Below are 8,056 nucleotides of genomic sequence, written 5' to 3' on the forward strand. Positions count from 1 at the left end.
CCAGCACGGCGCCGCCGAAGGGCAGGCCTGTGGCCTCGGTGATGTGGGTCCAGTGGCCGCGCAGGCTGTCCCTGGCCTCCGGGGTCATGGGGGTCTCGGTCCCGGGGCGCAGGCCGCCCATCACCAGCCGTACCGGCAGGGCCCGGCCGAAGGCGCGGCGGATGTCCTCCATCACCGGCGAGAACCCATAGCACCAGGAGCACATGGGATCGGCGAAGTAGATCAGGTGCGGCGCGGTCATGGCGGGGCTCCGGAAACGTCGGGGCCAGACTACACCCGGTCCGGGCCGGCGGCTATTGCGCGCCCGGCGACTCCCGCAGGGCTGGCGGTGCGTCCGGGCCGGGGGCTTCGAAGGGCGCCTCGGGTATGGCGTCCGCGGGTGGCGGCGGAGCGGTCTCCGACCCGGCGGCTGGACTGACCTCGGGCGGGGTGTCGGGCGCCGTTACGGGCGCGGTTTCCGGGACGGGGTCCTCGGTGATGCCGGCCGATGCGGCGGCGTCCGTCACGGCCGGGGCAGGCTCAGGCTCCAAGCCCGGGACCGACCCGGCGGTCTGCGGCGCCTCGGGCGCCGGCGCGGGCGGTTCGATCATTTCGACAGCCGGGTCGAAGGCGGCCCCGAGCAGGGGGGCGTTGCGGGTCAGTCGCTCGGCCGCGGCGGGACAGGCCCGGGGAAGGGTCCAGCCCATCCACTGCTGGGCCACGCTCCGCGTAGGCAGGTTGGCGGCGGGGGCCCAGATGGCGCGGCCCTTGGCGATGGCCGCCTCACCCCGTGGGCGGAGGGCGGACAGGCTTGCCTTTTCGGCGGCCTGGAGCGCGGCTGTGAAGCTCTTCAGATGAGCCTGCCCCTGAATCTGCTGATCGGCGTAGACCTTGAGGTCCTCCTCGAGGGATGAACCCGGCCGGCGGTAGGTCTTCTCGATCCGGGTCACGTCGGGCATCACCCGATCGTGCTGGGCGAGGTAGCCCTCCAGAGCGCCGAGGCACCAGCCGACCAGGCCGTAGTCGTCGCGCGGCGCGCCGGTCGGTAACGCCGGTTCCGGTTGCGGCGCCGCTTCCGAGGGCGCCGGCTCGGCGGTCGTCACCGGCGCATCGGCGTCGGCTGGCGGCGGAGGCGGCTCCTGCGCGGCCAGGGCGAGGACGAAAGCGAGAGCGAGGGCGATCATGCGTTCGGGCTAGCCTCGGAATCCGGCGCGGGTGTGGCGGCGGGCGGACCTGAGTCGTCCCCGCCGGGGTCTCGTTCTCTATGGCCTCACCGGCCGCGACAGTCACCGGGAAACAGCCCGCGAGGGACAGGATGGTATTGGCGGCGTGGGCCAGATGGCGCGGCCCTTGGCGATGGCCGCCTCACCCCGGGGGCGGCGCGATGGGTGCGGGCATGACGGGCTCTTCTTCAGAAGATGACATCATGTTTCGATCTGACGCCCGCTTCGGACTCGCATGAACATGATCTCGGGGTGATGGGTCACCCCCAGTCCCGAAGGTCGCCAGGATCACAGGTGGTGCATGATCATGGTCACCGAAAGGACGAGAAGCCAGCCGACCAGAATGGCGTTGCCCACCCCGCCTCGGCCGACGGCGAACATTCCCTGTTGAGCGAAGTAGGCGAGGTCAAACAGGGCGAGGAAGAGCATCATGCCCGCGGCGACCAGGGCCAGGGGGGAACCCAGCGCCACATTGCCGAGACTCCCCAAGGATGAGGCGACCAGCAGGATCGCCAGCATTCCGTCCGGCAAGACGAAGGCCTGCTCATGCCGCCTGTAGCCCGGTGGCCACCCCGACTCATCGTGCTCGGCACGAAGCCACCAGATCCAGAACACGACAATTCCGAGCGCAGTCGCCAGCTGCAACCCAATCAGCACGAGGTTCGCCAAATGGCCGCTCACGATTGGATTTCCATAGCGACCGGATCGCTGTGCGCGCCTTGGAACCGGTGCATCCGCGAGGGCGTCAGATCGCGCCTGTAGACATCCTCAACGGTCTCGGCCCGGCGGACCACATCGGCCTGTTCGCCGCAGACCATCACCGTCGCGGGCCGGGGGAGCGCATTGAAGTTTGATGCGCTCGATTCCTGATAGGCTCCGGTCTCCAGAAGCGCGATCACGTCGCCCGATACGACCTCCGGAAGCCGGGCGCCGAGGACGATCTGGTCGGCAAAGCAGGAGTGTCCGACAAGATCGGCGGTCATGGTGACGGGCCGGTCGGCCTTGTTTGCGACAACATGCCTGAAACGACTGCGTTCGAAGTGCCCGCCCGCGAGAAAGAAGGTTGTGGTGTCCGTGAGCACCCAGGCATATGGAAAGGGCTGACTCTGCCGCTTGACGGTCTTCACCCGCGCCAGATGGATGCCCGCGTCCCCATATATTGATCTGCCGGGTTCGATTTGCAGGCGCACCCCCGCTGTCGATACACGCGCAGCCTGCAGCTCGCGCCGAAGGGTGCGCACAGAGGCGGCCGCATACTGCTCGATTGACGGCGGCGTGGCGCGGAACCGGTGTGAGGACAGAACGGGTACAAGTCCGGCCAGGGCCCTGTGGTAGAGGCGGGCGCCCAGCCCGCGTAAGCCCGCAAGCAGCGGAAAGCCGAGGGCGGTCAGAACGAACTCCGAGCGCGGCAACTCTTCATTCAGCGGATCCCGAGGGCTCGGCCAACCGCCGCCGATATCGATTTCCTGGGGCTGCCAGCCGTCCCAGGCGGCGACCAGTTCACCCGCCAGCTTTCCGAAACGGGACATCAGGCCTTCCCAGAACCAAAGACTGGCGTGGTGGCGACCCTGGTGCACGTGCAGCCCGACCATATCGATATTCGGTGCGGCGATCGCGCGCCGGCCCATTTCGACAAGGAACTCCGGCGGGATGCCGGACTTGTAGACCTGGATGGCCAGATCGATCGGGACGGTCAGCTGTGAGAAGTCGGTCGGTCGCCATAGGTTGGGTACAGTCGGCTTGACGCGCAGACGGATCTTCGCCGTGCGATTCTGCTCGGCCGCCACAGCCTGGATGAGTTCGATCTCATCGACATCCTCGACCGTAATGCGTACCCCTTCGTGCACACAGTGGGCCAGGTAGTCGCGGCTCTTGCCGCCGCCGTTGACCGAGACGCGGGCGCGGTCCACCGGGGTGCTCAACACACCTTCCAGCTCTCCTGGCGAGTACACGTCGGCGCCGGCGCCCTCGTCCGTGAGGACCCGCCGGCTGGCCAGGGTGGTGTTGGCCTTGAACGCCGGCATGACGTCCACCGGCCCCTCCCACTCGGCGGCGAAGGCGGCGCGGAAACGGCGGACGTTGCGACGAAGCTGCGTCTCGGACAGCACAAACAGCGGCGTGCCGAACCGCGCCGCCAGTTCAACGGTGTCGAGCTCGTCGATGTAGAGGCGACCCTCGCGGGTGGAAAGACAGTCCGACCGAGGCGAGGGCCCCTCATTGACCCTTTGCCCGCCGGGCGTCTCGTCGGTTGTTCTCAGTCCCATTTCACGCCCTCCATTCCCTCAAGCAGTTCCCGACCGTAGAGGGCCGGGGTCTGGAAGCCCGGAGACCACTTCCCCGCCAGCACCGCGCGCGTGATCTCGCGTAGGCAGAGTGCGGTGAAGCGGTAGGCTTCCGGTCCTATCAGCGCCACCCGCTCCTGGGTCCTCCCGTTGGAGGCGATCGCAACGACGAAGGTCTTGCCGTCGCGCAGCTGGCGCGCCGACGAGCCCTCTGGCAGGAGTGGCATCAAGTGGTTCAGGATGAGATCACGCAGCCACAGGAGCCGGCCCTTCATCATCGCCACTGCGAGCCCGGGAAAGACAGAGTAGGTCGAGATGTTGGCGATGCCGGTCGAAACCCCGGCGGTGAAGAGGTCCCCGAGCCAGGGGTCGTAGACCGCTCTGAACCTCCTGCCTGCAACCTGAAATTCCAGTTCGGTTTCGGCGGGCCGAGCTGCGACCAGGACGCCGCCGACCCGTCGATGTCCGGGATGATCGATGTGCGAAAGCATCCCCTTGAGGGTGCCGCGTGAGACCCCGCCATCGGTCGCCAGGGCGATCACCAGTTCATTCGCGTCCGGCAGTTTCTTCTTCGCGAGCCCCGCCACGATATCGGAGGGCGCCACATTGAAGCCGGCGCCTGGCATGATCATGATGTTCGCGCGGCGCGCCTGGTTGTCGAATGTAAACGCGTTGGACGTGTCCTCCACCTCACCCGCAAGGTCGACATAGTGGGCGCCTGTAGCCAGGCAGGCTTCAATGAGGAGCTTCTGGGTTGTGAGAAACTGACCGGAGAGGTTCAGCAGAAGGCGCACCCCCTTCAGCTGCCGCTCGGTCTCGCCCGGGTCGTTCAGGTCGAAAACGGCCGACTTGAGGCCCAGGCGCTCAGCCACCGCGCGCACCGCCTCCTGGCGCCCGCTCAGGATGGGCTGCAGTCCGGCTCTTACGAATTCTTCGGCGCAAAGCCGGCCGGTGTATCCCGCTGCGCCGTAGATCATGACTTCCGACATGGTTGCCCTCGACTCCAGGATTGGGCGTCAATCGGTTGGGGTCGGACCGCTTCGGACAGGCCCCTCGCTGCATCGCCTCACGACCTGCCCCCCTTCCGACGGCCCTTCCAGATCCGCAGCTTGAGCCTGATCCGCCGACGCCGGTTCGCCTCAGTTCTTGCAATTGGAGGACTGCAGGCGCCGAGGATGAATGGCATTGACATCAATCAAAGCAAAAGGGGGCTCCCAGCCCCACCAACGGATTTCGGACTTCTGGTGTTTCGTTTGGCAGTCACGCCTCAAGAAACATCGATCTTTGAGGACTGTGCACACGGGGAGTTCAAACCCCCTTCGTGTGCCATGGCGCCTTCTCAAACGCAGGGCGCAGCCGGAACACCTGGATCCGCGGGGGCCGCTTGAGGCCCTCAGCAGCCGATCTGTCGCGGGTTAGGCTGGGGTCGGGCGAGCCTCGGAATCGGGCGCGGGTGGAGCGGCGGGCGGGCCGTAGCCGCCCCCGCCGGGAGTTTCGATCTCGATGGCCTCACCGGCCGCGACAGTCACCGAGAAACAGCCTGCAAGGGGAAGGATGGCGCCGTCCGCCCGGATCAGGCGCTGGGCGCCGGCAAGGGCGGGGCCGCCGCCGGCCAGTCCCTGGGGCGCACAGGTGCGACGGGTGGACAGGAGGGCCGCCTCCATGGGGGCCAGGAACCTTAGCCTTCTGCGCACACCATCGCCGCCCCGGAAGGCGCCCTCGCCTCCTGAGCCTTTGCGGATCTCGAAGGTCTCCAGTCGCACCGGGAACCGCCGTTCGAGGATCTCCGGGTCGGTCAGCCGCGAATTGGTCATGTGGGTGTGGACGCCGCTGGCGCCCGGCCCGCGCACCGAGGCCCCGGCGCCGCCGCACAGGGTCTCGTAGTACTGCCTGTCGGCGTCCCCGAAGGTGAAGTTGTTCATGCTGCCCTGGGCGTTGGCCATGACGCCGAGGGCGGAATAGAGGGCGTCGACCACGTGCTGGCTGGTCTCGACATTGCCCGCCACCACCGCTGCGGGCGGGGCGGGCGCCAGGAGTGACCCTGGCCGGGTGCGCACCCGAAGGGGTTCCAGGCAGCCGGCGTTCAGCGGGATGTCGTCGTCCACCAGGGTGCGGAAGACATACAGGACCGCCGCGTCGACGATGGCGGAGGGCGCATTGAAATTCGTCGGCGCCTGGTCGGAAGACAACGTAAAATCGATCTCCGCGCCCTGCCGGTCGGGGTCCAGGGTCAGGCGCACGGCGATCTCGCCCCCCCCGTCCATGGGCGCCTTCGCCTCGCCATCCGACAGCCGGTCCAGGGCCCGGCGTACGGCGCTGGCGGCGTTGTCCTGGACAAAGACCATGTAGCGGGCGACGACCTCGGCGCCATGGTCGCGGATCATGCCCGCCAGGGTGTCGGCGCCCGCCTGGCAGGCCGCGAGCTGGGCCTTCAGGTCGGCGAGGTTGCGGTCCGGCGCCCGGCAGGGCCAGGGCCCGGCCAGAAGGGCCTCCCGAACCTCTGCCTCAAGGAAAATCCCGTTCCTCATGATGGGTAGGGCGTCGAGAAGAATTCCTTCTTCTTCAAGGGTTTGCGAGAAGGGCGGCATGGAGCCGGGCTGGACGCCGCCGACGTCGGCGTGATGGCCCCGGGCGGCGACGAAGAGGTCCGGCGGACCCTCCGCCTCGGGCCGGGTGAAGACGGGCATGACCACGGTGATGTCGGGCAGGTGGGTGCCGCCGGCGTAGGGATTGTTCAGGGCGAAGGCCTCGCCGGGCCGCAGGGTCCCGCGCCGATCGCGCACCGCCCGGACCGAGGCGCCCATCGAGCCCAGGTGCACCGGCATGTGGGGCGCATTGGCCACCAGCCCGCCGTCGGAGTCGAAGAGGGCGCAGGAAAAGTCGAGCCTTTCCTTGATGTTGACCGAGTGCGCCGTGCGCTCAAGGGCTGCGCCCATGGCCTCGGCCACACCCATGAAGCGGCGGTTGAAGAGCTCCAGGGTGACGGGGTCCGGGCGGTCCAGGCTGACGGTCCGGGCGCCGGCGCCGGCGACCTGGACCAGACGGATCAGGCCGTCGGCCTCGCCCTGCGCCCGCCAGCCGGGCAGGACGGCGATCTGGGTGTCGTCGCGCACGATGAGGGCCGGACCCTCGATTCCGGCGAGGCCCCTGGCCTCCACGACCGGAGCCTGAACGGCGACCGATCGGCAGGTCATCTGCATGACGGTCGGCGTCACGGCGGACTTCGGCGCGGCGTCGCCGGCGCGCGTCTGCAGGGGGGAGGGCCCGCCCACGGGCTCGACCGCCTCCACCTCGACCCGGGCGATCAGCAGGGTTCGGTCCGGCTCGACGAAGCCGAAGAGTCGCCGGTGAGCCGCCTCGAAGGCCTGCCGGACTTCAGCCTGCGGACCCGGCGCGACCGCCAGGACGGCGTCGGCGCCGTCGTAGCGAAGACCGAGCCGGACCTCCGCCACGCCGCCAGCGACTCCCTGGACGAGGAGGCCGCCTAGGGCCTCGGCGCGGAGCTGGCCCGCGAGCGTTTTGGCGGCCGCCAGTCCCGCCTCGTCGAGGGCCGCCTCCAGGCCCGCCTGGCGAAGGACGGTGGGCCGGGCCTGGCCCATGCCCCAGGCTGACAGGACGCTGCCCCGCCCCGGACAGAGGACCTCACGGATTCCCAGGGCCTCGGCCACGTCGCACGCGACCTGGCCGGCCGCGCCTCCGAAGGCGACGAGGGCATGGTCCCGGGGGTCGAAGCCCCTCTCCGTCGAGATACGCCGCACGGCCTGGGCGGTCTGTTCGACGGCCACCGCCAGGAAGCCTTCGGCCGCCGCCTCCGGCCCGGCCAGACCCATCCGGGCGGCCAGGTCCGCGAGCGCCGCCCGCGCGGCCACGGCGTTAAGGGGGGCGTCGCCCCTGGGCCCGAACACGGCCGGGAAGCGCGCCGGGTCCAGCCGGCCGAGCACCAGGTTGGCGTCCGTCACCGTCGCCGGCCCGCCGCGCCCATAGGCCGCTGGCCCGGGGTCTGCCCCGGCGCTGGCCGGCCCCGCCCGCGCCCGGTCACCGTCGAAGTGGAGGATGGAGCCGCCGCCCGCCGCCACGGTCTCGACGTCGACCATGGGCGCCCGCAGCCGCACCCCGGCCACCAGGGCGGTCTCTCGCCGCTCCAGGACGCCGGCGAAGCGGCAGACATCGGTGGAGGTGCCGCCCATGTCGAAGCCGAGGACCGCCTTCGCCCCCGCCGCCCGGGCCACGGCGGCGACGCCGGAGACGCCCCCGGCGGGCCCGGAGAGCACGGCGTCCCGCCCGCGGAAGGCTTCGGCGCGGACGAGGCCTCCGGCTGAGGTCATGAACCAGAGGGGCGCCCCGCCCACCGCCGCCTGGACCCGGTCCACATAGGCGCCCAGAACGGGGGTGAGGCAGGCGTCAGCCACCGTCGTCTCGGCCCGGGGCAGGAAGCGGGGCAGGGGCGAGACCTCGTGCGACAGGGCGACAAAGGGGACGCCGGCCTCCCGCGCCAGCCGCCCGGCCAGCTGCTCGTGGACCGGGTTGAGGTCGGAGTGGAGGAAGGCCACGGCGACGGCCTCATAGCCCGGC

At 69.8% G+C, this 8,056-nt stretch carries 5 protein-coding genes and 1 pseudogene; all 6 read right to left on the bottom strand.

Features of this window, described 5'->3' with window-relative positions; translation table 11 throughout:
• Positions 1-241 (bottom strand): annotated as a pseudogene (locus INE98_RS03495) (DsbA family protein); the annotation flags it as partial.
• A gap of 52 nt (positions 242-293) precedes the next feature.
• On the bottom strand, positions 294-1,163 hold the full coding sequence (locus INE98_RS03500) for a hypothetical protein (protein ID WP_293536615.1): 870 nt from the start codon (positions 1,161-1,163) through the stop codon (positions 294-296).
• A gap of 327 nt (positions 1,164-1,490) precedes the next feature.
• The gene (locus INE98_RS03505) at positions 1,491-1,883 is read right to left on the bottom strand and encodes a hypothetical protein (protein WP_293536617.1); all 393 of its coding nucleotides are present in this window, start codon (positions 1,881-1,883) and stop codon (positions 1,491-1,493) included.
• Positions 1,880-3,466 (bottom strand): hypothetical protein, encoded by a 1,587-nt coding sequence (locus INE98_RS03510; protein WP_293536618.1) that lies wholly within the window; start codon positions 3,464-3,466, stop codon positions 1,880-1,882. Before INE98_RS03510 ends, INE98_RS03505 begins: the two co-directional genes overlap by 4 nt.
• Entirely contained in the window at positions 3,457-4,473 is a 1,017-nt protein-coding gene (locus INE98_RS03515; protein ID WP_293536620.1) for a saccharopine dehydrogenase NADP-binding domain-containing protein, read from the bottom strand. The genes INE98_RS03510 and INE98_RS03515 overlap by 10 nt, the downstream gene beginning before the upstream one ends.
• 426 nt (positions 4,474-4,899) lie before the next feature.
• A partial coding sequence (locus tag INE98_RS03520; protein ID WP_293536622.1) for a hydantoinase B/oxoprolinase family protein occupies positions 4,900-8,056 on the bottom strand: 3,157 nt, incomplete at its 5' end.

Origin of the sequence: Phenylobacterium sp., from assembly GCF_020253645.1 — a bacterium.
Classification (GTDB): Bacteria; Pseudomonadota; Alphaproteobacteria; order Caulobacterales; family Caulobacteraceae; genus Phenylobacterium.